The following is a 26,794-nucleotide window of genomic DNA, read 5'->3' as shown; positions in this document are numbered from 1 at the left end:
AGGCGGAGGCCGAACCATGCAACCAATTACGAATGTAAAAGATGCGACGATAGTTATTACAGGAGCGTCCAGCGGTTTTGGCCGGGGCGTGGCGCTCAAGCTTGCTGAGCTGGGGGCTCATGTGGTGTTGGCGGCCCGGCGAACGGCGGCGCTGGAGGAGCTGCAGCATACCATTGAGACAAATGGTGGCTCCGCGTTGGCGGTGACGACAGATGTGAGTGATGCGGAAGCGGTGCAGCGGCTGGCCGATGCGGCAATTGAGCGCTTTGGCAGCATTGATGTATGGATAAATAACACCGGTATAGGTGCGTTGGGTCTGTTCTGGGATATTCCTTTAAAGGACTATGACCGCGTTATAGACGTAAATCTGAAAGGTGTGGTTTACGGCGCCCATGTCGCAATCCGCCATTTTCAGCAACAGGGTCAGGGTACACTGGTGAATGTGGGTTCCATCGACAGCGAGGTGCCGCTGGCATATCAAACGGTGTACGCGTCAACGAAATCTGCGGTGTTAAGTATAAGCCGTTCTTTGAATGCAGAGTTACGCCTGGCTGGTTACGACAAGATTAAAGTCGGTACGATTATGCCTTGGGCGGTTGATACGCCCTGGTGGACTCATGCCGCAAATTATACCGGGCATGCTCCACGGATGGCGGCAATGGACGACCCGCAAATCGTGATCGATGCCATTGTTGATGCCTGTACCAACCCCAAAGAGGAGCAACCCGTAGGCTGGAAAGCACGGTCTTCCAATGTGTCGCATCGGATTTTTGCGAATTTTAGTGAGTTCATGACTGCAAAGGTGGCGCAAAAATCAGTGCAGAAAGCCATGCATGCTGAACCAAACTGTGGGGCGATCTATGAGCCCATGGAGACAACGATTTGTATAGACGGCGGTATCCGGCAGCGAATGAAGGAAGAAGACGATGCGTCTTCATAATGCGATATAAAAAAGCCCGGCACTAGGCCGGGCTTTGTGGTGGTTACGACGCACTTAGAATGAGTAGTTTAAACCGACGGCGAATCCGTCAAGGTCACCCATACGTAGCTGGCCTGTGGCTGCCAGGTTTGGCGTCAGGTAGATACGCGTACCTGCCGTGTACGAGGTGAGGCTCTCACGTTCGAAGTCGATGTAGCTGACTTCACCGTTGATCTCAACGCGCGGTAGAATCATCGCACGTATGCCAGCAAAGGCACCCCAGTCGGTGGTGCTGTCGTCACCGAGTTCCCAGCCGCCGTCAGAACCCAGGCCGTATGTGCTTTGAATGTAGCTGACTTGTGGGCCTACGTAGGCTGCGACGGGTTCGTCCTGACCAAAAATGAAGCCCAGGCGACCGGTTGCGATGTCTAAGTCGACATTGCCTAGTTCAGACCAGTTGCCAGATGTTTCGCCGTAGCTCCCAGAGATAAACATGTAGTTACCTAAGCGCCCGGAAACTTCAGCTTCATACCCGTCGAATGTAGTCTCCGCTTCATCCATTTCGACATAGCGGCCTTCGATATAAGAAAATGATGGTGTTTCTGCCATCGCGGTGGTGGCAGCACCCAATGCAAGGGTGGTAGCAATAACAAGCGATTTAATCTTCATGTGGTCTCTCCTTTTATTCAAGTCCCACACAAAGTCTTGTTGATATGCTGGTTATCGCAAGTAAAACGGCGGCTAAAAGGTGTAAAAATGTCGTTAAAATGCGTAAAGACGCCAGATCTTTAGATGATCTGGCGTCTTTTTAATCGTTCGTCATGTACGCTTAACCGGTATTTTGAAGATTGAGCATGGCGGATAGGATCAGAATAAAGCCGACAACCGCGACTAAACCATGGCCCCAGACAATAACCGGGGGGATCAGCTGGTCATTACGGTGATAGCGAAAATACATCCAGAGCCCGAAAAACGCGGCCAACGCTATGAGCGCGACGCCAATGTTTGCCAGCATCGGGTAGCCGACGAAAAAGCTTCCATACAACAAGATAAGAAACCCAGTGATTGCAAAGCCACCATGCCACCAGACGAGCACAGGTGGTGGGTTCGCTTCTTTGCCGAACCGAGCAAAGGCCAACATTATACCCAAAAGGACGGCCCATAAAAAAAGTATACAGGCGAGCCCGAGAGCTAGAGCTGGAGTCATAACCTTCTCCTGACTAAAAATTCACCATTAACGTTAGACGAAAACTTCCGATCTGTCAGGCGCTTATGCGTTTTGGTATAGAAAACATACAGGCGGCCCAGTTAAAAGTGAAAACTTACTCCCACCTGAAAACCGCTCCATTCACCAAACCTCGCGGTGGCATCTACAGTTAGATGTTCAAACAGGAAAAAGCGGGTGCCTGCACTGTATTGGAGTAGGGTATCGCCGCTGATGGTGTCAAAGTGGATGTAGCTCACTTCCCCATTGAGCTCGATATTGAGGGTCGCCATATACCGAAGCGTGGCGAAGGCACCAAAATTAGTTTCGCTGTCTTCAGACATACCGCCTTCATGCTGGTAACTGATATACAGAGCCTGGGGTCCACTATACAAAGCGACACCATCGCCTTCATACAGCATGTAGCCAAGACGTGCTGAGGTTATATCCCAGTCGGTTTCTATCTCTTCGGTTTGCGCCGATACCTCTGCATAACTACCAGCAAGGAGCCAGCGTTGACCGAGTCGCCCTGAAACGTCGAAGCCAGCACCATCAAAGTCGAATTGATCTTCAAATTCCTGATAAGTCGCCGATACATAACGAGTAGAGGGTTCAGACCCGATGGCCTGAGCACTGCCCGACCAGCAAACTAAGAACAGGGTGGCGAGAGTAAATAGGGTGGAATTAAAGTAGGGCACGCGAATAAGCATAGTAAAGTGTACCGTTTTGTTATTGTTCCCACGTTCAGTTTAGCTCAAGATTTTGCGCTAATTGGTAAACAGGCAGGTTTGGCCTGCTGGCTTTCGCTTTTTGATTCTATTACTGTGAGCCTGCTGAATAATAAAAAATACAAACACCTAGCAGAGAATTATATGTCGCCAAGGGCTTCTTTAGTGAGTGAGAACCGTGAGTCCGTGCTACGCACGTTTGCGCGGCTGTTTTCCGTGATTCTTATTTTGACGGCGCTGTTACTTGCGTTTCTGACCTGGCAGCGCACCGTTAGCAACGAGCATCAACGACTGGCTCATACCGGACAATTGATGGCTCAGGGCATGCGCAGCCACCTCAGTACATTCGAATTACTGCTGAACAGCATGGCGGATGAACTGGTCTATCGGGATGTGTTTAACAATCCGGCGGCGGGCGATGCGTTTTTAGCGCGTGCTCAGGAAACCGATGTGGGGCTGGTCGGTTTTGGCTTGGTTGGGCTGGATGGCGAGTTTATTTCGGCGAGCACCCGGGATCTGCGCGCTCCTCTGCCTAATGTCGTGACCCATGGTGAAAGCAGAGAAAGTTTTCAGCGAGTGGTGGAAGAAGGACGCTTTCATATTGGCCGGCCCTATCTTTTTGAGGCGGTTGGCGAATGGATTATACCGATGCGGGTACCTGTTTACGATGACCAGGGTCAGCTTCGAGCTGTGCTCACCGCGGGTAATCGGCTTGATGGGGGCCACGCTAGCTGGGCACGAATGCCAACGTCCTCAGCGACTTACCTGTCGGTAGTGCGTGCGGATGGTTACCTGAATTACCTTCATCCACTGCCCCTTGAACAGCAGCGCCGGAAAGAACTTTTTACTCATGTCGTGCCATCCAGTTTGCAGGATATTCTGACTCAGGGGCGCGGCTTCTACCATTATCAGGATACCGCATTAACCGGCCCGGGCGCCTCCTACCTTTGGGTCGAGCCCGTAGCTGACTACGACCTGGCAGTCATTTCCGCGACATCCAAAAGCGCAGTTGTGCAACGCTGGATGAACAATATGGTCATGCCATCGCTGTTGTGGCTTATTTTTGCCCTGGTGACCTGGCTTGGTTACCAGCGCGCCGCGCGCTTGCTGCGACGGGCTGACCGTGAGGTGCAGGATAAGCGTGAAGCATTGCAGCGTTCGATTTCCCAGTATCATGAGCTTACTCGCTTGATTCCCATCGGTGTTTATCAGTTTAAACTGACTCAACAAGGTCGCCATGAAATGACCTACACCAGCGAACGTTTTCGTGAGTTGCTTGGCCTGGAGGACGCCCTCGAGCAGTCTGACAGCCTTGCTCAGTATGTGTATAACCAGCTTCATCCTGAAGATGCGCTGGCATTTTATAAGCAGCAGCAACGTGCCACCAAGGAAACCCGCGACTTCTACTGGGAAGGGCGACTGATTCAGGGGCAGAAGGAGCGATGGGTCAGCGTGCACTCGGTACCGAGCAACGAGCCGAGTGAAAATGGTCGTCTGTGGAATGGCGTGGTAGCTGATATTACTGAACGTAAAGAAGCGGAACACCAGATAAACCTGCTTGCTTTTTATGATGCTTTAACCCAGTTGCCAAACCGCCGCCTGCTGCGGCAACGGCTGGAGAAAGCGGTGCGTATTGCGACTGCGAAAGAAGAATTTGCGGCGCTGCTGTTCATTGATGTGGATAAGTTTAAACAACTCAATGATAGCTATGGTCATGCCGAAGGCGACCGCATGCTGCGCGAGATTGGTGATCGGCTGGAAGAACTGGTTCGCGATTACGATACAGTCGCGCGACTGGGTGGCGACGAGTTTGTAGTCTTGTTGAGCAGGCTTAGCAACCAGAGTGACAAAGCGGCGGCTGAGGTCGAAGTTGTGTTGCAGAAGATAGAACGCTTGCTCAACGAGCCATTTCGGATTGGCCAGCAAACCACCCGTATTACGCTGAGCACCGGTATTACCCTGATTGATGGCAGTGAAGACGACATCGATATTATTCTGCAGCAAGCGGACCAGGCGATGTACCGGGCGAAAGATGCCGGGCGCAACACCCAGTGTTTTTACGACGCCAATATTCAGCAGATGATTACCGAACAGCTTGAGTTGCAGCAGGACTTGCGGCATGCGATGAACCACGACGAGTTAGAGCTCTACTATCAACTGCAGCTCGACCGTGAGCAGCAGGTGGCAGGTGTTGAAGCATTGATTCGTTGGCACCATCCAACCCGTGGCATGGTGATGCCCGGTGTGTTTATTCATATCGCTGAACAAAGTGGCGAGATAGTCGCCCTTGGTGACTGGATCCTGCAACGAGCCTGTCGCCAGCTGGTTGAATGGCAGAACCACGCAACCCGCAGTGACTGGACCATTGCGGTGAATGTAAGCGTACGCCAGCTGCGGGCTGAAGATTTCGCTGAGAAAGTACTGATTACGCTGGCCGAAACCGGGGCCAAACCGGACAAGCTGGTGCTGGAAATCACCGAGTCGATGTTACTTGTGGATACCGAGCAGGTGATCGAGAAAATGGCCCGCCTGAAGCGCGTCGGCGTTAAATTTTCACTGGATGATTTTGGTACCGGGTATTCATCGCTGGGGTACCTGAACCGTTTGCCTATTGATGAACTAAAAATAGACCAGAGTTTTGTTCGTGACATGAATCAGGGGGAGCATCACAAAGTGCTGATCCGCACCATCCTGTCGCTTGGACATACTTTGTCACTGACTACTATTGCCGAAGGCGTCGAGAGCGAAGAGCACTTCCGCAGTTTGCTGGCGCTTGGCTGCGACCGCTTCCAGGGCTACTATTTCGCTAAACCGGTGCCGCCTGACCAGCTTCCCTGATGATTAAATTTTACCGTTTTCAGGTCGCAAACTGTGCAAATATGAACCACAGTTGTAATCAGAGAATGCAAGGTTAGCGTTTTGTAACCTCGTTTGAATTGGTTAATCAATGGAGTTAACAGATGAAAACTGCGATAAATTTAGTGCTGACAACGGCACTGGCGATCGTTGCTCAGGCCGCTCATGCTGAAGAATTGAATATTGACCTCACTATTGAAGAATGGGAGGTTCCGTTTGAAGGCTCACGTTCACGTGACCCCTGGATTGTTAACAGTGACGAGATTTGGTTCGTGGGCCAACGTTCTCATTACGTTGGTATGTTCACCCCGTCGACCGAAGAGTTTACCAAGATCGATCTTGAAGATGGCGCCGGACCACATACCGTCGTAGTCAATGACCGGGGGGCATGGTACGCCGGTAACCGGGCTGCGCATATCGGACATATCGACCGCGAGACACATGAAATCACCAAAATTCCATTGCCTGGGGATGGGCCCAGAGACGTGCACACCTTTGACTTTACCAGCGACGGCGACTTGTGGTTTAGCGTTCAGGGCGGAAATCAAATCGGCTTTATGGACACTGAAACCTACGAATTTACCATGTATGACGTGGAGACAGAGCGAGCGCGGCCGTATGGCGTAATTGTTCACGATGACCAGCCGTGGTACGTGCTTTTCGGCACCAATAAACTCGCGACTGTGGTTGATGGCAGCGTGCGGGAAATTGATCTGCCGAGAGAGAATACCCGTCCACGCCGACTCGCGGTGACGGACGACGGCATGCTCTTCTATGGCGATTATGCAGAGGGCTATATTGGCCGCTACAACCCGCAGACCGAACAAATTGATGAGTGGCGTGCACCAGGCGAGTCTGACTCAAAGCCCTATGCGGTGACCAATGACTCAGAAGGCCGTATCTGGTTTGTGGAAACGGGCATTCAGCCGAATCGCTTTGTTGCGTTTGATCCTGAAAGCGAACAGTTCAGTCGGCCATTTGAAGTGCCGAGCGAAGGGGGCAGCGTACGCCACATGGTGTTTGACGAGGAAACCAACTCGATTTGGTTCGGTACCGACAAGAACACCATTGGCAGAGCGACTATCAGTGATTAACCGAGTAGCGCTTATAGCCGCAGGGTTGCTCACGAGCTTTACCGTATCTGCTTTTCCGGAGGGCGCGGAACCTGGTTATACCGGCGGCTGGGAGCAGCCAGACTGCAGCGCCTGCCATTTCGCCGGTCCGCCGCAATCCGAACGAAGCGGGGTCGAACTCGCTGGCCTTGCTCAGCAACTCGTACCGGGGAACACCTATCAGCTGGAACTCACTGTGCGCGACCCCGAACAGCGAGTTGGTGGCTTCCAGATAGCGATTAGAAACGCTGGGACCGGCGCACCGAGTGGTCAGTTTGAGCCGCAGTCTGGTCAGCAGCGGCTTGAGGCGGAAGGGATAACCTACCTCAGCCATTCTGAGCCAGCCGAAGCCTCGGCGGACGGAGATCAACAACGTACCCGCTGGTATATCCACTGGAAAGCCGGGGCTGACCAGGCGGTTGAGATCTCGGTCGCTGCAGTTGCCGCGGATGCCGATGCCTCGCCCTTAGGTGATAATGTGTACACTTTAAGTCGCAAAATCACGGCGGATTAACGCGGCGAACTTGTTTTCATTTTGTAAAAAACGCATGCTATAGCCTTTGTTGTTTCAGACAAGGGCTATTTTTTTATGAAACTTGCACGATCATTAATGTTTGGTGCTGCGTTAGCACTTACCTCCACGCCAGTGCTGGCAGATTCTTATCTCAACACCAGTATTGCGTTTACTCAGCAGGCTGAGTTAGAGCAGGCAGATACCGTGGTTGTCCTGGTTCCGGCTGACACTGAACGGCTGGATGTCCCCGGGCTGACGCGCGCCACCCGCGAACATCTTGAACGTGTAATGCGGGTTTCTGAATTTGATGGCAGTGCAGGCAGTGTGCTGGATGTGATGGCACCAGCCGATTCGCAGGCAGATCGCATTGTGCTGTTAGGTGTTGGCGAAGTAAGCACGCTGTCGCGGACCGATGCTGAGAAAGCGGGGGCGTCGCTGGCGGCTCACCTGGCCGATACCAGCGCGGAAACCGTGGTTGTCGATACCCAAATGATCAACGCCGCCTCTAACCCGGCACTTCTGATTGCTAACATCGCGCATGGCGTCGACTTACGTAACTACCGTTTTGACCGATATCAGAGCGAGCCAGCGGAACGTCCTCAGCAGAACTTTACCTGGCGTGCTACTGAACAGGCAGAAGGTGAGTACAATCGCCTCAATGGCCTGGCTGAAGGCGTATTCTTAGCGCGTGAGCTGGTTAATATAGCGCCCAGCGATTCGGCACCGATGGCTTTCATTGAGCGTGTAAGACACCTTGAGGACATGGGCGTCGAGATTACGGTTTTAGGACCTGAACAGGTGCGCGAAATGGGCATGGGTGCCCTGTACGGGGTTGGTCAGGCTAGTCGGGATGGAGCTCATATGCTGGCGCTGCAGTGGCGTGGTAGTGACGATGCCCCGTTGGCGTTGGTTGGAAAAGGGAACACCTTTGATACCGGTGGGATTAATGTAAAAAGTTCGGGCGGAATGCGTTCGATGAAAACAGATTCTGCAGGTGGTGCCGCCGTGGTTGGTGCTATCAAAGCGCTGGCGATGCAGAATGCCGCCATTAACGTGGTCGGGGTTGTACCGCTAACTCAGAATATGATCTCCCGCGACAGCCAGCTACCAAGTGACGTGGTCACCACGGGCAGCGGTATTACCGTTGAGATCAATAACACCGACGCGGAAGGACGTTTAATACTGTCTGACGGTCTTTGGTATGCGCGCAGTCAGTTTGAACCACGAGCGATGGTTGATATCGCGACCCTAACCGGCGCCAAAGTTGGCGCTGTTGGTACCGATTACTCAGCAATATTCAGCGACGATGAGCGTATTCTTGAAACCTTGAAGTCCGCTGGCGATGCAGTTGACGAGTTAGTGTGGCAGCTGCCAATGCATGAGAATTACATGGCATCGATTCGCAGTGATGTGGCTGACTTGATCAATGGTGGTTCGCCGGGCGCGTCGGCAGGTGCAATGTTCCTGCGTGAATTCGCCGGTGACACGCCTTGGGCGCATATTGATATGGCCGGTAATGCGTTGATTTCATCACCCAACGGTATTCACCCTGCGGGTGCAACTGGCTACGGCGTGCGTTTGCTGACGGAATGGGTTTACCAGTATTCAGCGCAGCAGTAAGGCGTTGGTTAGCGTTCGATGCGTAGACAAATAGAAAGGCTAATATAAGACAAAGGCAGCTCGGATGAGCTGCCTTTTACGTTACACAAGGGTTACACAAGGTTAGTACTACTGCGGATTAGAGGTTAGCTCTTATGCTCAATCGCTGCGTCGGCGTTTTTAATGCTGATGCTGCGAGGCTTGTGTGCTTCCGGAACCTCTTTAACCAGATGGATATTGAGCAGGCCGTTGCGCATTTCTGCCTCGGTGACCTTAACGTGTTCTGCGAGGTTAAATTTACGTTCGAATGCACGTGCCGCAATACCCTGATATAAATAGTTGCGCTCTTGCTCGTCGTCAGACTTACGTCCGCGTACGGTTAGCACGTCGCGTTCGACCTGAATGTCGAGTTCGTCTTCCGCGAAACCTGCCACGGCAATGGTAATGCCATAACGGTTTTCACCCAGCGCTTCGATATTGTAAGGAGGGTAACCTCCGGAGCTGGTGTCACTGCGTAACGCGTTGTCGAGCATCGAAGCAAGGCGATCAAAGCCAATGCTGCTGCGGTATAGTGGAGTTAAGTCAATCGTGTTCATAGGTCTATCCTCTTTTGAGCGATATAAATTGTTTCACCTGTGCAGGCTGGCGCTCTCTCAGAGACCCGCCGCCTACACTCTTTAAATGTGCGCAGACTGCCAGGTTTCAAGACTTGGGCGACTGAGAATTATGTTACTAATTGATTTATAAAGATTTATTTTTCCTGAATTCAGAGCGTAAACGCGGAGGTGAATATGTCCAGCTGTCGATTAAAACCCGGAGTGGTTAAAGTGTCTGAACAGACCTTACCCTTCACCAACCAGGTAGTTACAGCGAAGCACGAGTGGCTGGCCGATGAGCCGGAAGACATGGGTGGTGCGGACCAGGGGCCAGCTCCCTTTGAAATGGTGCTGGCTGGACTTGGTGCCTGCACCAGCATGACGATGCGGATGTACGCACAGCATAAAAAGTGGTCGCTGGATAAAGTCTCGGTGACCTTATTGCATGTGAAGAAAGGCGCTGCAGATGGCAAGAGTGATAAGTTCATTCGCCATATAGAGATTGAAGGGGATTTGAGCGACGAGCAACGCGAACGGCTGCTTGAGATTGCCAACAAGTGCCCGGTGCATAAGTCTCTGACCGGGGCGCTGGAGATTGAATCCAAGTTGCTTTAGCATGCAACGTTGCTTTATTAGAACAGGACCTAGCACGATGACCTATTTACCTTGCGAAGAAGTGGTAAGCCGCGAACCCGTTAATGCCTCAGTCATCTGGTTGCATGGGCTGGGCGCGGACGGCAATGATTTTAAACCGGTAGTACCACATCTGGCGCAACCGGCTGGGGTCAACATCCGTTATGTTTTCCCGCATGCGCCGCGGATTGCTGTGACTATTAATAACGGTATGCAAATGCCGGCGTGGTACGACATTCTGGAAATGAGCCTCGACCGCAAGGTCGATAACGAACAGCTTTGTAAGTCTGCTGAGGCGGTGATTGCCCTGGTTGAACGCGAAATTGAACGCGGTATTCCGGCAGAGCGTATTATTCTGGCTGGCTTCTCCCAAGGTGGGGCGGTGGCGTACCAGGCGGCGCTGAGTTACCAGAAAAAACTCGCCGGGGTGATGTGTTTATCGACCTACCTGGCGACGCGCGAAACTATCCGCCTTAGCGCAGAGCAACAGACCACACCCTTTCTAATCCACCACGGCTCGATGGATCCAGTGGTTCCACAGTCCCTGGGGGAACAGGCTCGCGACTGGCTGCAGGCGCGTGACTATCAGGTGGAATTTAAAAGTTATCCAATGCAGCATCAGCTATGCGCTGAGCAAATTGCCGATATTCGTGACTGGCTAACGTCGCGACTGGCTTAACAAAGAGGTTTTTTATGCGTTCTTTATTTACAGCAAGCTGGCTTATACAAGTTGCTGCGTTCGCCATGCTGGCAACCGCTGGCCTGAGTCTGCCCGCGACTGCCGAGGAAAAGCAGGTATTTAGTGCCGAAGATATCTTTGCACTGGAGTATGCCAGCGATGTGCAGGTATCACCGGATGGCAGCCAGATTGCCTATGTGCGTAACAGCAACGACATTATGCAGGACAATACCAGGCGCAACCTGTGGATTGTCGATACCGCGACGGGCGAACACTATCCGTTGTACGCTGATGATGCCAGCTATACCCAGCCGACCTGGTCACCTGAGGGCGATCGACTGGCGTTTGTCAGTAACCAGAGTGGACGTAATCAGATCCATGTCCACTGGCTCGAGCAAGAGCGTAGTGCGGCGGTCAGCCAGCTTGACGCTGCGCCGGGAAGCCTGAGCTGGTCACCGGACGGACGCCAGCTCGCATTTAGTATGGAAGTTGAGGCACAAGCAACTGAATTTGCCAGTTCGGTGCATCGGCCAGCTATGCCTGACGGGGCTGAGTGGGCTAAACGGCCAGTGGTGGTTGAGCGGGCTCAGTATCAGGCGGATGGCCGCGGCGTCATGCGTTCGGCGTATCGCCACATCTTTGTATTACCGGCGGATGGCGGCAGCGCGCGTCAGTTGACTGAAGGGAACTTCAACCACGGTGGAACGCTTGCATGGACGCCGCAGGGCGATGCCATTGTGTTTGCTGGCAACCGCAGCGAGAATTTTGAGTTTGAGAGCCGGCTTAGCCACCTTTACCAGGTGAGCCTGGACGGCGACATTGAACAGTTAACGGATGAAGCCGGGACTAAACGCAATCCGGTGTTCTCGCCGGATGGCCAGCGTCTTGCTTATATTCAGGGTACAGGAGAAGCCGTACCCTATGCCAATAGCAAACTGCGGGTGATGAACTGGGAGAGCCAGCAAAGCGACCAACTGCTCAGCGATTTTGACCGCTCAGTTGGCAACCCGCACTGGCTTGGAAACGAGACCCTGGTGGTGAGTTACCAGGACCGTGGGCGAACAAAAATTGCCCGGGTGACCTTGCGTAGCCGAATTCTCGATATCCTTGAGGATGTATCAGGGTTGCCGTCCGGTCGGCCTTATAACAGTGGCATGTTTAGCATGAATGAGCAGGGCGATATTGCTTACACCCGTGGTCATGCGACACGCCTGGGTGATGTCGGCTTTAAGTCGGCAGACACCGAACCTCGCTACCTCACTGATCTGAATGGCGACGTGTTGGGACAGCGAACCCTCGGCGAGGTGCATGAATTTACCTATCAGTCGCAGACCGATGATAGTGAAATCCAGGCCTGGTACATTACACCGCCAAATTTTGATCCGGAGAAGAGCTACCCGCTGGTGCTTGAAATTCATGGTGGTCCACACCTGAATTACGGCCCCCACTTCAGTGCTGAGTTGCAACGCTATGCGGCAGAAGGCTACGTGGTGGTGTACAACAACTACCGCGGCAGTACCTCATACGGCGAAGATTTTGCCATGTTGCTGAACAATAAGTATGCCTCGGTGGATGACTTTGGTGACCATATGTCGGCGGTGGATGCGATGATGGAAATGGGCTTCATTGATGAAGAGAACCTCTTTATTGCCGGTGGGTCTGCGGGTGGCATCGCAGCAACTTATGCAGTGGGTCTGACCGACCGTTTCAACGCGGCGGCCGCTACCAACCCGGTGATCAACTGGGTTTCCAAAGTGCTGACTGCCGACAGTTACATCGGTCAGATCCAGAATCAGTTCCCGGGCACGCCCTGGGAAGCGCACGACCATTACTGGCAACGTTCACCGTTATCACTGGTGGGCAATGTGACCACACCGACCATGCTGTTTACCGGTGAGTCGGACCGGCGCACCCCTATCAGCGACACGGAGCAGTATTATCAGGCCCTGCAGTTACGGGGTGTTGATACGGCGATGGTACGAGTGCCGGACGCTTATCACGGTGTATCGGCGCGGCCCTCTAATATGATTGCCAAAGTGGAACATGCGCTGGCCTGGTTTGAGCGTTATAAAAAAGACCACGACTAGTTAGCGTGGTTTGGGTTTCCAGAAAGGCCGGGCAGGTTGCTGCTCGGTCTTTTTTATTTCTTCAACAAAGGCCATGGTGCCCTGCTGGAACGTGACCCGGACCAGTTTGCCATGGGTTATCAGGCGGCTTGATTCGGCGGTGGCTGGCCACACTTCATTGCCTAGCTGAATCAGCCCTTGCGGATTAAGGTTTTCAATCACCTTCCCTTGCTCGCCGACCACATTGCGGTCACTGGGTTTACGGTTGCGCATCCGGCTGCGCGCCATCACCAGGGCGATAAAAGCGACTGAGGCCAATGCCACCAGTGCGACTGCGTAAATTAAATTCATCGATAACTCCATCCCCGGGACTGAGCTGTCGAAGAGCATCAGCGAACCGGCGGTTAGTGAGATGACCCCACCCACGCCGATGATGCCGAAGCTGGGGACAAAAAACTCGGCAACTATCAGAATTCCACCGAATAGGATCAGCAGCAGTCCAACGGTATTTATAGGTAGTATCTGCAGAGAAAATGCAGCTAAAAGCAGGCAAATGGCGCCAGTAATGCCGGGGACCAGCACGCCCGGACTCATTAATTCAAAGATTAAACCATAAATACCCACCAACAGTAATAAGTAGGCTATTTGGGGGTTTGCAAGCAAACTCAGGATTCGATTGCGGGTGTCCGGGGCGTACTGACGAATCTCAAGGTCAGCGGTACGCAGCGATAGAGTTTCGCCTTGCAGGCTGACCTCATGGCCGTCAATATCGGCCAGCAGCGCTTCTACCGATGCGCTAACGTAATTGACTACATTCGCCGCCAGCGCTTCTTCGGCGCCAAGGGTAGCCGCCTCGCGTACCGCCTGTTCAGCCCAGTCGGCATTGCGGCCGTTGCGTTCGGCCAGCGAGCGGATGTGGGTCACAGCGTCATTGGTGACTTTGTCACGCATGGCACTGTCCAGGTCATCGCCCTGCATCTGTACCGGCGTTGCTGCCCCGAGCTGTGACGACGGTGCCATCGCCGCGATATGACTGCCATAGACCAGAAAGGTACCGGCACTCGCCGCTCGCGCGCCTTCAGGGGCGACGTAGGTGACTACAGGTATGTCAGACTGCATAAATAGCCGGGTGATGTCACGCGTGGTGCTGAGCAGGCCGCCGGGTGTGTCGATAGTAATCACAACCAGTCGGGCACCCTGGCTCTGTGCTTTTTGCAGACTGCGTTCGAGGTAATCCGTGGTCGCCGGACCGATCGGCCCTTCAATCAATAACTGGGCTACATGGGGCTGGTTGGCATGGGTACTGGTCAGCCACAGACTTAGCGACGCGAGACCGAGCAGGAGCATACTCGCGAGTAAGCGAAACCTTTTCACAGCCTGTCCTCTTAGCTAAGGAATACTAGGCTTAGCTTGGCAAAGTTAGAAAGCTTTTTCCATAGTCCAGTGGCGGCAGGTTGTGGTGAGTAGCAATACTCTGGCCAATGTCGGCGAAAGTGCCGCGTCGGCCTATACTTGCGCCTTTAACGCCCGGTCCGAAGCAAATTACCGGAACAAATTCACGGGTATGGTCGCTGCCGGGGAAACTAGGGTCACAGCCGTGGTCGGCCGTAATGAAGACCCGGTCGCCTTGTTTTAACTGCGCGATCAACTGTGGTAACCGCGCGTCGAACTCGTTAAGCGCATTGGCGTAGCCCTGAATGTCCCGACGGTGGCCGTACTGGCTATCAAAGTCGACGAAATTCGGGAATATGAGGCTGTTATCCGGGGCTGAACGCATTGCTTCCAGAGTGGCCGCGAAAATATCGTCATTGCCACTGACTTTCACTTTTTGGGTAATGCCCTGATGAGCATAGATGTCAGCAATTTTGCCAATACTGATAACTTCACCGCCTGCTGCTTTTAACCGGTCAAGAACGGTGTCAGCTGGCGGCAAAACAGAATAATCGCGGCGATTGCCGGTGCGGGTATAGTCACCGCTTTGGCTGCCACCGACAAAAGGTCGTGCAATAACACGGCCTACATTCAGTTCCATGTCATCGAGTAACTGACGGGCATCTTCGCAAAGCCCGAGTAGTCGCTCGAGGCCGAAGTGTTCTTCATGGGCCGCAATCTGCAGCACGCTATCTGCCGAGGTGTAAACGATCGGCATGCCGCTCTGGCAATGGCGGTCACCGAGCTGCTCCAGGATGGTGGTGCCGGATGCGTGACATTCACCGAGCACCCCGGGTAACTGGTTACGTTGAATCAGTTGCTGGATAAACTGCGCCGGAAAGCACTGTGCCTGCTGAGGAAAATAATGCCAGTCAAACAGTACCGGCACGCCGGCCATTTCCCAGTGCCCGCTTGGAGTGTCCTTGCCGCGACTGACTTCAGCGGCGTAGCCGTATAAGGCGTCTACCGGGCCGTTGTAGGTAAGGCCTTGCGGGCGTTCGCCACTGGCTTGTTCGGCCAACAGGCCCAGCCCTAGGCGCTCCAGATTGGGCAGGCTAAGCTTGGCATGCCGCGCTATGCTGCCGAGTGTATTCGCCCCGGTATCGCCAAATTCCGCGGCGTCCTCACTGGCTCCTACGCCAAACGAATCCATCATTAAGATAATACTGCGCGGCATGGCTCACCTCGTCGCTAGTCGATGCGGATCTGCTCCGCTTGTTGCGGGCTGATAGTGGAATAGACAACCGGGGTTGGCTTAGGTTGCGTGCTGGTTACTTCGATGCAGGCACGCAGCTGCTGAGCAGCCAGTTGTGCTGCCTGTTCGGTGCGGGCATGCACGGTGGCGATTGGCTGCCCTTGCTCAACCCGGTCGCCCACCTCAGGTAGCTGAGTGAGACCGACTGCATGGTCAACCGGGTCTGCAGGGTTGGTGCGACCACCGCCTAACTCGACGACTACCAAACCGAGATCGCGGGTCTCAATACGATGAATGAAACCGCTTTGCTCAGCAAGGATTGGCACTATCACAGGGGCAGCGGGCATCGCGGCCATCGGCTTGTCAATAAAGTCGGACGGGCCACCTAATGCATGCACCATCTGCGCAAAGACTTCAGCGGCTTTACCATTATCGAGCACACGCTGAAGTTGCTGATGAGCGTCTTCGTCATTGCTGGCTAAGCCTGTCAGCGTCAGCATTTGTGCGGACAAGGCCATGGTGACCTGGTGCAGACGTGGGTTACGATGTTTACCGGTCAGGTAGTCTACCGCTTCAAGCATCTCCACCGCGTTGCCAGCGGTACTACCAAGCGGTTGATTCATATCGGTTATGGTTGCAGAGGTGCGAACACCCGCCTGATTTGCCACTTTCACGATGCTCTCGGCCAGCCCGGTAGCATCATCTAGAGTAGACATAAAGGCGCCACTACCGGTTTTCACATCCATCGCCAGCGCGTCGAGTCCTGCGGCTAATTTCTTCGACAGTATAGAAGCTGTGATCAGCGGCATTGAATCCACGGTCGCGGTGACGTCACGGATGCCATAGAAACGTTTATCCGCTGGCGCCAGATCGCTGGTCTGGCCGATAATCGCGACCCCTACATTTTTTACGATATCGCGAAAGGTCGCTAAATCGGGGCTGGTGTTGTAGCCACGAATGCTGTCGAATTTATCCAGGGTGCCGCCGGTATGGCCAAGCCCTCGCCCCGAAATCATCGGTACATAGCCGCCGCAGGCGGCAACCATAGGCCCCAGCATCAGGCTGACCATGTCGCTGACACCGCCAGTTGAATGCTTGTCCACTACCGGGCCGGGTAAGTCGAGATCATCCCACTTGAGGACACTGCCGGAGTGCATCATATTACGCGTCAGCGCGACTCGCTCCTGCAGGTTCATGCCGTTAAAGTACACCGCCATAGCGAACGCAGCGACCTGGCCTTCGGTCACGGTGCCTTTGGTAATGCCGTTGACGAAGAAGGCAATTTGTTCATCTGAGAGGTTTTTTCCGTCTCGTTTAGCGCGAATAACTTCCTGCGGTAACATTAATAGGCTCCTTGCTCGGATGACGTGGTTTTTGCACCCGTCAACTCGTCTTTTAAGGCGTTCAACAATGAGCTGGCGCCAAAACGGAATAGCGCCGGGGTCAATCGTTCAGCCCCTACGCTGTTTTCTACCAGGTTAAAATAGGTGGTGACGTCATCCAGGTTGCGCACTCCTCCGGCAGGTTTGAAACCGACCTGGCGTGGTTGTGCTGCGATGCATTCAAGCATAATTCGGGCTGACTCAGGGGTGGCACTGACGGCTACTTTACCGGTGGATGTCTTGATAAAGTCTGCACCTGCCTGGATAGCCAGTTCGCTGGCGCGTTTAATCAGCTGAGCAGATTCAAGTTGACCTGTTTCGAGGATAACTTTTAGCTGGGCATGGGTTCCGCAGGCCGCTTTGCAGGCAGCAATTAAGTTAAATACAGTTTTTTCATCACCGTCGAGTAACGCCTGATAGGGCATCACAACATCGACTTCATCAGCGCCATAGGCAACACAAGCCTGGGTCTCTTTTACCGCTGTATCAATATTAGCACGGCCATGGGGGAAGTTAGCGACCGTCGCTATACGCACCTGATAGAAGCCGAGCGCATCCAGGGTTTCACGGGCAAAGGGAATGAAGCGCGGATAAATACAAAGTGCTGCCACACTATGCGCCTGGCCGTCGTGGTCGGTTACCACGGCCTGTTCACACAGCGCGCGAATACTTGCCTCGTTGTCATCATCGTTGAGGCTGGTCAGATCGAGCAGGCTGACGGCTTTTGCGGCAATCTGTTGTCTGGCTTGCTGGTTCATAGAGGTTCCTTGCTGGTTAATCCGCCTGTGTGACGTTCAGATGCTGCGGACCAAATGAATAGGGTAGTAGCTGATCAAGCAGAAGCGATTTACGAATGCCTTCCGGACCGCAAATATGAACGGTGGTTGTGCTATCGGCAAACTCGCGGATACGCTGACGACAGCCGCCACAGGGGCTGACCAGACCATCACCGGCCCCAATGACGTAGATAGCCTGAATTCGCTGTTCTCCCGCCATCACCATTGCTGAAATGGCACCGGCCTCGGCACAGGTACCTTCCGGGTAGGAGGCGTTCTCGACATTGCAGGCACTGAATACGCTGCCATTGCGGCTGACCACCACCGCGCCGACTTTAAAATCTGAATAGGGCGAATAGCTTTTTGCCATAGCCTGACGCGCAAGCTCTACCATAGCCTCGTGATCAGGACCGGGCTGCCGATCTTGTTGCGAAAGTTGTTTAGTCACTTTCAATCAACCCTGACAATAAAAAAAGGGCAAGTAGTTTAGCGGATTTTGGCCACTGCGGCTAACCATCTTTGCCGGATCTCATCGCGAATTGACGCGCTCAGATTGCTGTTAAACTCAATATCGACCTGATGCAGCGCCGTTATATCGTCAAGGCTGCTGAAAACCCCGCTCTGCAGCCCGGCCAAAAAGGCAGCGCCGAGCGATGTTGCCTCACTGATAGCGGCCCGTTCCACCGGCAGTCCGGTCATGTCGCTCAACGCCTGTAAAAACCAGCGGTTGTCCGTCATGCCGCCGTCAACCCGCAAACGGGTTGCGGGCTGACCATCACCGGCCATTGCCTGCAGTAAATCCTGGCTTTGCATGGCGACACTTTTTAACGCGGCAGCTGCCAGTTCTTCACGACCGGTATCGCGGGTCATACCGAACAACGCTGCTCGTGCGTCAGGGTCCCAATAGGGGGCACCGAGGCCAGTAAAAGCTGGCACCAGAATTTCGCTTTGCTGGTAATCAACTCCTTCGGCGAGGGTTTCGCTCTCCGCTGACGTACTTAGCACGCCTAAGCTATCGCGGAGCCACTGAATAATGGCGCCGGCCATAAAAATACTGCCTTCCAGGGCGTAGGTCGCTTCGCCGTTAAGCTGATAGGCGAGCGTGGTGAGTAGTCGGTTGTCTGAAAATATCGGGCTCGGACCTGTATTGAGCAAAGCGAAGCAGCCGGTGCCATAGGTGCTTTTTAACATGCCTTTATGAATACATGCCTGACCTATTAATGCGCCTTGCTGATCGCCAACCATGGCTGAGATTGCGATAGGGTGGCCAAAAAATTCGGTGTCGGTATGGCCGAAATCACTGGCATTGTCTCTGATTTCAGGCAACACCGAGGCAGGTATATCAAGGATCTCCAGCAATTCGTTGTCCCATTGCCGGGTCGCTAAGTTCATCAGCAGTGTCCGTGAGGCGTTGCTGGCATCGGTCGCATGGACCTTACCGTTGGTCAGACGCCAGAGCAGGTAACAGTCGACGGTACCAAAACAAAGTTCGCCGCGCCGGGCAGCGTCGCGAGCGCCCTCCACGTTGTCCAGTAACCAGCGCAGCTTGGTTGCCGAGAAGTAGGGGTCGAGCAACAACCCGGTACGTTCGCGGAACAAGGGTTCCAGTCCCTGTTGCTTTAAGTTGTCACAAAACCGTGCGGTGCGTCGGTCCTGCCAGACGATGGCGTTGGATAAAACTTTGCCGCTCGAACGCTCCCATAGCAAGGTCGTTTCACGCTGGTTGGTGATACCCAGTGCTCTAATCTGGTGTGGTTCAATACCACTGTCGCGAATAACCTGCTGACAACTTTGCAGCGTGGTTTGCCACAAGTCTTCGGCATCGTGCTCCACCCAGCCGTTGTGCGGATAATGCTGTTCGAATTCAAACGCGGCACTGCACTGAGGTTGTAGCAGTGAGTTGTACAAGATGGCACGGCTGGAGGTTGTGCCCTGGTCGAGGGCCAGAAGATAAGTGTCAGCTTGAGCGTTTGCCATGGGTGAAGAGGTCGCCTATTGGTTGAGGTTTGCCAATACCATACCCTTGCGCGTAGTCCACGCCAAGGTTTGCCAGGCGATCTGACAAATCAGCGTTCTCCACAAACTCAGCAACAGTTTTGAGTTGCATTGCGGCCGCGACCTTACAAATTGCGTTGACGATGCTCTCATCGACGTCGTTGTTTGCGAGTTCACGGATAAAAACCCCATCGATTTTTATCTCGTCAAAATGGAATTGGCGCAGGTATTCAAACGACGCCAGGCCAGTGCCAAAGTCATCAAGGGCAACCCGGCAGCCGAGTGCATGCACATCAAGAATAAATTTGGTGGCCTGTTGGGTGCTGGTTATAGCTTCGGTTTCTGTTATTTCAAAGGTTAGCTTGCTCGCCGGTATTTGAAAATAACTCAGTTGCTGGGCAATGTAGTTAGCAAGATCAGGGTCTGACAATGATGCCCCGGAGAGGTTGATCGCACATTTGCAGGTGCCCTCAAGACGAGTGCTGTCGGCGGCAAGAAACGCCATCGTGTGGTGGATAACCCAGCGGTCGAGTGCGGGCATCAGGCCAAAAGCCTCGGCGGCTGGCATAAACTGGGCGGGGGTTAAAAGCTCGCCTTGTTCGTCACGCATCCGCACCAGGACTTCAAAGGCTCTGCCTTCTTCCGGCTCCCTTAGAGCACGGATCTCCTGAGCAAAGAGTTCAAGTTCATCGTTCTCGATGGCGTCTTTTAATAATCCAAAGCGATTCAGCTTGGTGTAGTGGTCCGCGGCAACCTGTTTGGGGTTGTCTACCCAGAACACATTCAACGAATGCTGCTTGGCAATATTAGCCGCCTGAGCAGCCACACTGACATACTGTTGGGGGCTATAAAGCTGGCCATTAACCGGCGTGACTCCGATCGAGATACGTAAATTGGAGCGCATCCCGGCTTCATCCACTGGCCGCGACAAGCGTTGCTGCAAGTCATTGACCGCTATCTCGGCCTGGGTTTTAGTGCTGTTTGGCAGGAGTACGGCAAAGCGGCCCTCGCTTAAGCGGGCGATCACGGCGTTGTCTACGGCAAACTGCTGTAATTGCTGGGTCAGAACGCTCTCGACGGTTATGGCACCGTCCAGCGCTAATAACTCTTTGATGATTTGAATATCGATCAGGCTAATGTAAGCCAGATAATGCTGACCGTTACGGTTGGTTTCCAGTAGCTGTTTTATTTCCTGATATAACCCACGGTCATTTGCCAGGCCAGTGCGATAGTCCTGATACGCCTGACGGCGAAAGCGGTCGAGCAGCAGGTGGCGCTGGTGATTAATATTAGCGACCAGCTGTGCCATAACTGCCAGAAAACCAACCTGAAGTAAGACGCGGAGTAGTCCGGTAATGTCCTCAACGGCGGGTAACCCACCCCACTGGTAAATGGAAAAAACAACGAAGATAGCGGCAAAAATTGGAATGATACTATCCAGGGACGGCGGGCTGGCTTCAGAGGCAAACCAGCAGACCAGCGGGAATAGAGCGAGGGCGAAAATGGGCGCGTAACGGTCGTCGCCCAGTTGGCCGAGAATAACTGACAACGTGATTGCCAGGAGCACCATGATGGCCCAGATAAGGATCGGCTTTTTCGCAAAATCGACGCGAATGGACTGCCAGGTAAACGACGGTCGGCGCAGCATAAAGAAAAACAGTGGCGCGAAGAGAATAACGCCGAGGCCCTCGAGCAGCCAATAGACTAGCCAGACATCCTGCCAGGCGAATTCGGCGGCGGCCGGCACCGAGAAACGATAGCCAAGGGAGCCGATTAACGAGGAAATACCGCTACCGACGAAAGCGCCCTTAAAATACAGATTGGGAAGATAATGCAGAGGGGACAGGGTGCCGCGAGCACTGATGCTATGTTTGCCGCGTTCAATCAATAGTCGCGCAACGAGACTTCCGCAGGCAAGTCCTGCTGCACCGGAAAGCGCCATGGCCCAGGGCTCATTCATCAGCATGGATGACCAGAACACCATGCAAGGGACCAGTATCCATAACGGGCGGTTACCCAGCGCGAGCACAGCACCAAGGAATATACCTGAGGCTGGCCACAAAGCCGAAAAGGCGACATCAGGTAAGGTGAGCAAGCGGGACGCAGCGGACAGACCTAAGGTGGCAACGGCCAGAAAGAGCCATTGCCAAACAGGTAATCGGGCAAAATGCCGCTGAAATATGGAGGCTGCGTTCATGAACCCAACTGAAATAAAGAGTGTGCTATCTAAACGTTCATAAATACTGAATGGTTCATTCGACAGCCAGTTTTTCTTTACGGCGCAGCCAGATGTCAGTCAGCCAGTTGTTGTGCCTGCGGCTGCTCGCGATCAACGAAGGCCAGTGCTTCACCACGGCTCGTGGTGCGCCAGTTAATATGACCGACCTTACGTCCGGGGCGGGCATCTTTGCCATACCAGTATGGGTCGGCGTCGCTTGGCCACAGATGTTCGGCGATCTGACTGACCCCAATCACGTTTAACATAACCGTAGCCTGGGTATTCAATGCTGCCGGAAATGGCATACCGGTAATAGCCCGAATATGCAGGTCAAACTGATCGCAACTGCTGCCTGTCAGTGTCCAGTGACCTGAATTATGTACGCGGGGAGCGACTTCATTCACTAGCAGGCGCGCGCTACTCGCCTCTCCAACCACAAAAAACTCAATTGCAAGGGTGCCTACATACTGCAAATGGTCGGTCAAACGTTTGAAGAAGTCTTCGGCCTGAGCCTGTAAATGCTCTGGCAATTCGGTTAGTCCAGCCAGGGTATGACTGAGGATACCCTGGCGGTGGACATTCTCGACCAGCGGGAAGCAGCAAATGTCGCCCTGCGCATTGCGCGCGCCGACAAGGGAAACTTCACAGGTGAAGTCGATCATGTCTTCGACAATACCGCGCTGGGCGCCGGCTTGTTGCAGCAACTCAGATGCTATATTGCTATCCGCTTGTGGGTTGTGACGCCATTGGCTACGTCCATCGTAACCGCCCTGGGCTGCTTTAATTACCACCGCATTTTGTGTCTGCTGCAGGCAGGCCTGCAACTCATCCCGGGTCTTGAAAGCCTGCCATGGCGAGGTCGCCAGGGCGAGTTCATCGCACAGCGACTTTTCCAGCTCGCGGTCCGTTAATGCCAGGATGTTGTCGGTGGGCGACAGAAATTTAGCCTTGCAAATGGCAACGTGCGCAGGGGCGAGTTGTTCGTGCTCCCAACTGACCACGTCGGCCCATTCAGTCGCCGCGGCGATATCCATGGGTAATGGTTCGTAGGCGGCGACCGGCATGACCTGGTCCGTTTTGGTATCGACTAACAGGCATGCGTGCCCATAATGTATCGCGGCTCGGCCAAGCATTTGCCCCAACTGGCCATTCCCCAGAATAAGGATATTCACTACGTTATAACTCCAGCTTTGAGTTCTGCATTACTTTGTCACGTTGCGCTGCGCGGAAGCTTTTAATACGTCCGGCTACATCGCTGTCATGGGTGCCAATTACCTGTGCGGCAAGCAGGCCAGCATTGGCTGCACCGGCATCGCCAATGGCCAGGGTGCCAACAGCGACCCCTTTGGGCATTTGCACAATCGACAATAAGCTATCAATGCCTTTTAGGGTGCGGCTCTGCACCGGAACCCCAAATACCGGCAGGTGGGTGAAAGCTGCTAACATGCCCGGCAAATGCGCGGCGCCACCAGCGCCGGCAATGATCACCCGGACATTGCCCTGTTCGGCTTCCTGCATCGTGCTTTGCAGTAAGTCCGGGGTGCGATGGGCCGAAACCACGCGGGCTTCCCAGTCGACACCCAGGTCATCCAGCATGGTTGCTGCATGGCGCATGACTGGCCAGTCGGATTGCGAGCCCATTAAAATCAGTACGGATGCCATGATTCTTGCCTCTTTGAGCGCGAAGTGCGCTTTCCAGTTAGATTTGAAAAGCGCTGGATTTTAGCAGATTTATTGAACAAAAGCACTGCTTAGGCACTGTCATCTGTTGCGTTAGTGTTTTTCTTCGCAAACTTATTCACCCACAGGGCAATGGCGCCGTCGCCGGTTACATTGCAGGCGGTGCCCAGGCTGTCCTGTGCCATGTAGAGTGCGATCATTAGCGCTACCGCCCCTTCGCCGAAGCCAAGCATACTCGTGAGCAGACCAATGGCGGACATGACGGCTCCTCCGGGGACGCCTGGTGCGGCGAGCATGACGACGCCGAGCATCAGCAGAAATGGCAGCATGTCGAAGAAGTTCGGGATAGCGAGCCCTTCGCGCATTGCCATGACAGCAACGGCGCAGGTAGTGATGGTGATAATCGAGCCCGACAGGTGCGTAGTGGCGCACAGCGGAATGGTAAAGTCGGCAATGCGTTTGCTGACCCCATTTTGCTTGGTTGCCTGCAGTGTGACAGGAATGGTTGCGGCACTGGACATGGTCCCTAGTGCGGTAAAATAGGCAGGTAGCATATTTTTGATCAGGCGCAGGGGGGATTCGCCCATGGCCAGGCCAGTACTGACGAACATAATGCTGAGCCAGAGCCAGTGCATGGCGACGGCCAACAGCAGGATAATGCCAAAGGTCTGCAGGGTTGCGAACACGGTACCGGACAGCGCCAGGTCAGCAAACACACCGGCAATGTAAAACGGCAGCAGTGGAATAATCACTCTGGTTAGCAGCAGTTCAATCACGTCACGACCTTCGTCTGAAACCTGACGCAACGACGTAGCCTGCAGTGCGCTGATCCCGAGGCCAAACACAAAAGCGGCTGCCAGTGCTGTCATAACACTGAGTAATGGCGGGATTTCAAGGGTAAGCAATGGCAGCACGCCATGGGCGCCGAGATTTTCAACCGAACCGCTTGCTGCGGTGAGCGAAGGCACCACGGCCGCCGTTATAAAATAGGCCATGCTACCGGCGACAATAGTCGAGCCGTAGGCAATAGCCAGGGTCCGCCCAAGCAAATGGCCGGACTTTTGCGGCAGATTTGCGATCCCACTGGTAATAAAAAATAAAATTAATAAAGGAATGGTGAAGGTGAGCAATTCGCTGAACAGATCTTTAAACGTGAGCAAAACACGGTTCAGCCATTCCGGGGCGAACAGGCCAATCAGGATGCCGCCGAGAATACCGGCAATTAATTTCAATATCAGTTTCATAATACAGCTGTAACAGGTTGGTCAGGGGGTAACGGAGATTACCACAGCTGAGCTAACGGCGTTAGCCGACCAGTGTTGGCTTACTCGAGGTCTAACTCAAGCTGACGTGAAGAGTCAGGGTCGGGCAGGGTGACGCTGATGCCAATTAAGCGAACTGAGCGCAACGCTCGCCGATCCCAGGCTTCGCGTAGCAGGCTATAAAATATCGAGGGACTGATACGATTGCTGGCGCGGGAGACCGTCGTTTGCTGAAAGTCATTAAACTTCAGCTTAACGGTCTGAGTTTTGATGCGGGCATCCTGCCAGCGGTCAATACGCAGGCGCCGCTTTAACGATGGCAGCAGTTCGCGTTCCGTGAATTGCTCCACTGCGCGCAGCGAGGTCAGATCCTGACGCAAGGTTTCTTCGGTGCCGACGCTTTTGCGGACGCGGGTGGTAACGACCTCGCGAAGATCAATCCCCAGGCAGCGCTGGTGGAGCACATAGCCCGCCTTGTCGCCGAGTACTTTTTGCAGTTGGTCGAGTTGCAATGCCTGGATATCGGCGCCGTAATGCCAACCCATGGTGTGTAAACGTTGCTGACTTTTGGGCCCGATCCCTGGAATCCGGGCCAGTGCCAACTGACCAATATAACTGAATACCTGATCAGGTGTAATTAGGGTCTGGCCGTCGGGTTTGTGCTCTTCCGAGGCAATTTTAGCGACCATCTTCTGGTTTGATATACCGGCAGAGCCAGTGACCCCAAAGTCCCTTAACTCGTCACGGATCATCTCCATAGTCATTGACGCACTGCCCTTACACAGCTGGTTTTCAGTCAGGTCGAGATAAAACTCATCGATCGAGGCAGGTTCCATATGCGGCGTTACTTCAAGTAAACGTTGCTGGATTTGCATTGACGTATCTTTATAGGCAGCCATGTCGGGTCGCACAAAATGCAGCTGCGGGCATAGCCGGCGCGCCTGATGGCCGGGCATGGCGCTGCGGACACCAAACTGGCGGGCTAGGTAATTGGCGGTTGCGACCACTCCTCGCTCACCACCACCGCCTACTGCAAACGGCACGCTTGCCAGCGCTGGATCTTTTTTTACTTCCACCGCGGCAAAGAAGGCATCGAGGTCAAGTAAGGCAATTTTACGGTCATGTGGGTCCATCCACTGAGTTTATCACAGTGATCTTTTTCCCATACGAATGGTAATGAAAAGAGACAGCTATTTAACCGAGCAAGGTTTGTGGCTATAATCGGCGGAGGTTTAAACCTCTAAGTACGGTGATAACCCCCCAGGCAAAGGTTGCGAATGGGGTAGGCCGTCGTTTGGCAATCTCAGGAGATAACTGTGAAAGTAGCGAAATTAGCGAATTGGAAGACTTGGGTAGCGATGGCGGCAGGAATGGCTATCGCAGGCGGTGTTGCTGTTGCACAGGATATGTCAGAAGACAGCATTGCAGAACGCATAAAGCCAGCGGGCCAGGTTCGTATGGCAGGTGAGTCGTCTGCAGCGCAAAGCGCAGGTTCGAGCGAGCCTCGTTCAGGTGAAGAAGTGTATAACCAGGCTTGCTCTGCCTGTCACGCCGGTGGTGTACTGGGTGCACCGAAAAAAGGTAACGCCGGTGACTGGGAAGAACGTATTGCCAAAGGGATGGACGTATTGTTAGACCATTCTATTAATGGTTTTAACGCGATGCCTCCTCGTGGTGGTTGCGGTGCGTGCTCGGATGAAGAGATCGAAGCCGCCGTTGAGCACATGATCGCGGGCTTATAAGCCCGGTAAAAATTTGAGTTCTATAAAGCCGCCTCATTGAAGGCGGTTTTTTTTTGTCTGCAGCTTGCCCGCGCCGAACTCATTTCCGTCAATAACTTGAAAAGTCTTATTTTTGTACTATTTAAAGAGCAAATATTAATATTATTTTAAACTAATTGGACGCTTTTCAGACTTTTGTGACCCATGTATAGTAGTGGGTGCTTATAT

At 53.6% G+C, this 26,794-nt stretch carries 24 protein-coding genes; 9 read left to right on the top strand and 15 right to left on the bottom strand.

Features of this window, described 5'->3' with window-relative positions; translation table 11 throughout:
* Positions 1-16 precede the first annotated feature (16 nt).
* On the top strand, positions 17-940 hold the full coding sequence (locus tag CWE12_RS05985) for an SDR family NAD(P)-dependent oxidoreductase (protein WP_126788764.1): 924 nt from the start codon (positions 17-19) through the stop codon (positions 938-940).
* A 54-nt stretch (positions 941-994) separates the two neighbouring features.
* Here CWE12_RS05985 and CWE12_RS05980 read toward each other — a convergent pair whose 3' ends face one another.
* The 3 genes from CWE12_RS05980 to CWE12_RS05970 form a co-directional block, all read right to left on the bottom strand.
* Complete coding sequence (locus CWE12_RS05980) at positions 995-1,588, bottom strand: outer membrane protein (protein ID WP_126788763.1); 594 nt, start codon at positions 1,586-1,588, stop codon at positions 995-997.
* A gap of 160 nt (positions 1,589-1,748) precedes the next feature.
* A complete protein-coding gene (locus CWE12_RS05975) occupies positions 1,749-2,126 on the bottom strand; it encodes a YidH family protein (protein WP_126788762.1) in 378 nt (125 codons plus the stop codon).
* Between the two features lie 101 nt (positions 2,127-2,227).
* Positions 2,228-2,833, bottom strand: coding sequence for a hypothetical protein (locus CWE12_RS05970; RefSeq protein ID WP_126788761.1), 606 nt, complete (start codon positions 2,831-2,833; stop codon positions 2,228-2,230).
* A gap of 183 nt (positions 2,834-3,016) precedes the next feature.
* On the opposite strand from CWE12_RS05970, the gene CWE12_RS05965 reads away from it, so the two are divergent.
* The 4 genes from CWE12_RS05965 (at position 3,017) to CWE12_RS05950 (ending at position 8,953) form a co-directional block, all read left to right on the top strand.
* Entirely contained in the window at positions 3,017-5,689 is a 2,673-nt protein-coding gene (locus CWE12_RS05965) for a bifunctional diguanylate cyclase/phosphodiesterase (protein WP_198675702.1), read from the top strand.
* Between the two features lie 122 nt (positions 5,690-5,811).
* Positions 5,812-6,801, top strand: a complete 990-nt coding sequence (locus CWE12_RS05960) for a Vgb family protein (RefSeq protein WP_126788759.1) — start codon at positions 5,812-5,814, stop codon at positions 6,799-6,801.
* Entirely contained in the window at positions 6,794-7,333 is a 540-nt protein-coding gene (locus tag CWE12_RS05955; protein WP_198675701.1) for a choice-of-anchor V domain-containing protein, read from the top strand. The genes CWE12_RS05960 and CWE12_RS05955 overlap by 8 nt, the downstream gene beginning before the upstream one ends.
* A gap of 75 nt (positions 7,334-7,408) precedes the next feature.
* Positions 7,409-8,953 (top strand): leucyl aminopeptidase family protein, encoded by a 1,545-nt coding sequence (locus CWE12_RS05950; RefSeq protein ID WP_126788757.1) that lies wholly within the window; start codon positions 7,409-7,411, stop codon positions 8,951-8,953.
* A gap of 125 nt (positions 8,954-9,078) precedes the next feature.
* Here the strand turns inward: CWE12_RS05950 and CWE12_RS05945 are convergent, their stop codons facing one another.
* Positions 9,079-9,528 carry an Hsp20 family protein gene (locus tag CWE12_RS05945; protein WP_126788756.1) on the bottom strand — a complete coding sequence of 150 codons (450 nt, stop codon included), beginning with the start codon at positions 9,526-9,528 and terminating at the stop codon, positions 9,079-9,081.
* 231 nt (positions 9,529-9,759) lie between these two features.
* On the opposite strand from CWE12_RS05945, the gene CWE12_RS05940 reads away from it, so the two are divergent.
* Genes CWE12_RS05940 through CWE12_RS05930 form a run of 3 tightly spaced genes read left to right on the top strand, consistent with a single transcriptional unit; the run spans position 9,760 to position 12,927 of the window.
* A complete protein-coding gene (locus tag CWE12_RS05940; protein ID WP_241984148.1) occupies positions 9,760-10,143 on the top strand; it encodes an OsmC family protein in 384 nt (127 codons plus the stop codon).
* 37 nt (positions 10,144-10,180) lie between these two features.
* On the top strand, positions 10,181-10,840 hold the full coding sequence (locus CWE12_RS05935) for an alpha/beta hydrolase (protein WP_126788754.1): 660 nt from the start codon (positions 10,181-10,183) through the stop codon (positions 10,838-10,840).
* A gap of 14 nt (positions 10,841-10,854) precedes the next feature.
* Positions 10,855-12,927 carry a S9 family peptidase gene (locus tag CWE12_RS05930; RefSeq protein ID WP_241984147.1) on the top strand — a complete coding sequence of 691 codons (2,073 nt, stop codon included), beginning with the start codon at positions 10,855-10,857 and terminating at the stop codon, positions 12,925-12,927.
* Here CWE12_RS05930 and CWE12_RS05925 read toward each other — a convergent pair whose 3' ends face one another.
* The 11 genes from CWE12_RS05925 to dinB form a co-directional block, all read right to left on the bottom strand.
* On the bottom strand, positions 12,928-14,280 hold the full coding sequence (locus CWE12_RS05925; RefSeq protein WP_126788753.1) for an NfeD family protein: 1,353 nt from the start codon (positions 14,278-14,280) through the stop codon (positions 12,928-12,930).
* A gap of 31 nt (positions 14,281-14,311) precedes the next feature.
* Entirely contained in the window at positions 14,312-15,514 is a 1,203-nt protein-coding gene (locus CWE12_RS05920; protein WP_126788752.1) for a phosphopentomutase, read from the bottom strand.
* 14 nt (positions 15,515-15,528) lie between these two features.
* Positions 15,529-16,875, bottom strand: coding sequence for a thymidine phosphorylase (deoA, locus tag CWE12_RS05915; protein WP_126788751.1), 1,347 nt, complete (start codon positions 16,873-16,875; stop codon positions 15,529-15,531).
* Positions 16,875-17,672 carry a deoxyribose-phosphate aldolase gene (gene deoC / locus CWE12_RS05910; protein WP_126788750.1) on the bottom strand — a complete coding sequence of 266 codons (798 nt, stop codon included), beginning with the start codon at positions 17,670-17,672 and terminating at the stop codon, positions 16,875-16,877. The genes deoA and deoC overlap by 1 nt, the downstream gene beginning before the upstream one ends.
* A 16-nt stretch (positions 17,673-17,688) precedes the next feature.
* The gene (locus CWE12_RS05905) at positions 17,689-18,138 is read right to left on the bottom strand and encodes a cytidine deaminase (RefSeq protein WP_241984146.1); all 450 of its coding nucleotides are present in this window, start codon (positions 18,136-18,138) and stop codon (positions 17,689-17,691) included.
* Between the two features lie 38 nt (positions 18,139-18,176).
* A complete protein-coding gene (gene glpK / locus CWE12_RS05900; protein ID WP_126788749.1) occupies positions 18,177-19,667 on the bottom strand; it encodes a glycerol kinase GlpK in 1,491 nt (496 codons plus the stop codon).
* Positions 19,648-21,882 carry a sensor domain-containing phosphodiesterase gene (locus CWE12_RS05895; RefSeq protein WP_126788748.1) on the bottom strand — a complete coding sequence of 745 codons (2,235 nt, stop codon included), beginning with the start codon at positions 21,880-21,882 and terminating at the stop codon, positions 19,648-19,650. The genes glpK and CWE12_RS05895 overlap by 20 nt, the downstream gene beginning before the upstream one ends.
* Positions 21,883-21,977: 95 nt before the next feature.
* Entirely contained in the window at positions 21,978-23,075 is a 1,098-nt protein-coding gene (locus tag CWE12_RS05890; RefSeq protein ID WP_126788747.1) for an ATP-grasp domain-containing protein, read from the bottom strand.
* A 4-nt stretch (positions 23,076-23,079) separates the two neighbouring features.
* The gene (gene purE / locus CWE12_RS05885; protein WP_126788746.1) at positions 23,080-23,565 is read right to left on the bottom strand and encodes a 5-(carboxyamino)imidazole ribonucleotide mutase; all 486 of its coding nucleotides are present in this window, start codon (positions 23,563-23,565) and stop codon (positions 23,080-23,082) included.
* Between the two features lie 89 nt (positions 23,566-23,654).
* The gene (locus CWE12_RS05880) at positions 23,655-24,827 is read right to left on the bottom strand and encodes a dicarboxylate/amino acid:cation symporter (protein ID WP_126788745.1); all 1,173 of its coding nucleotides are present in this window, start codon (positions 24,825-24,827) and stop codon (positions 23,655-23,657) included.
* Positions 24,828-24,907: 80 nt separating this feature from the next.
* A complete protein-coding gene (dinB, locus tag CWE12_RS05875) occupies positions 24,908-25,978 on the bottom strand; it encodes a DNA polymerase IV (protein WP_126788744.1) in 1,071 nt (356 codons plus the stop codon).
* 183 nt (positions 25,979-26,161) lie between these two features.
* On the opposite strand from dinB, the gene CWE12_RS05870 reads away from it, so the two are divergent.
* Positions 26,162-26,587 (top strand): c-type cytochrome, encoded by a 426-nt coding sequence (locus tag CWE12_RS05870; RefSeq protein ID WP_420836630.1) that lies wholly within the window; start codon positions 26,162-26,164, stop codon positions 26,585-26,587.
* The last annotated feature ends 207 nt before the right edge of the window (positions 26,588-26,794 follow it).

The organism is Aliidiomarina sedimenti (genome assembly GCF_003986955.1).
In the GTDB taxonomy this organism is placed as follows: domain Bacteria; phylum Pseudomonadota; class Gammaproteobacteria; order Enterobacterales; family Alteromonadaceae; genus Aliidiomarina; species Aliidiomarina sedimenti.
This window is presented reverse-complemented; position numbering and strand designations above follow the sequence as displayed.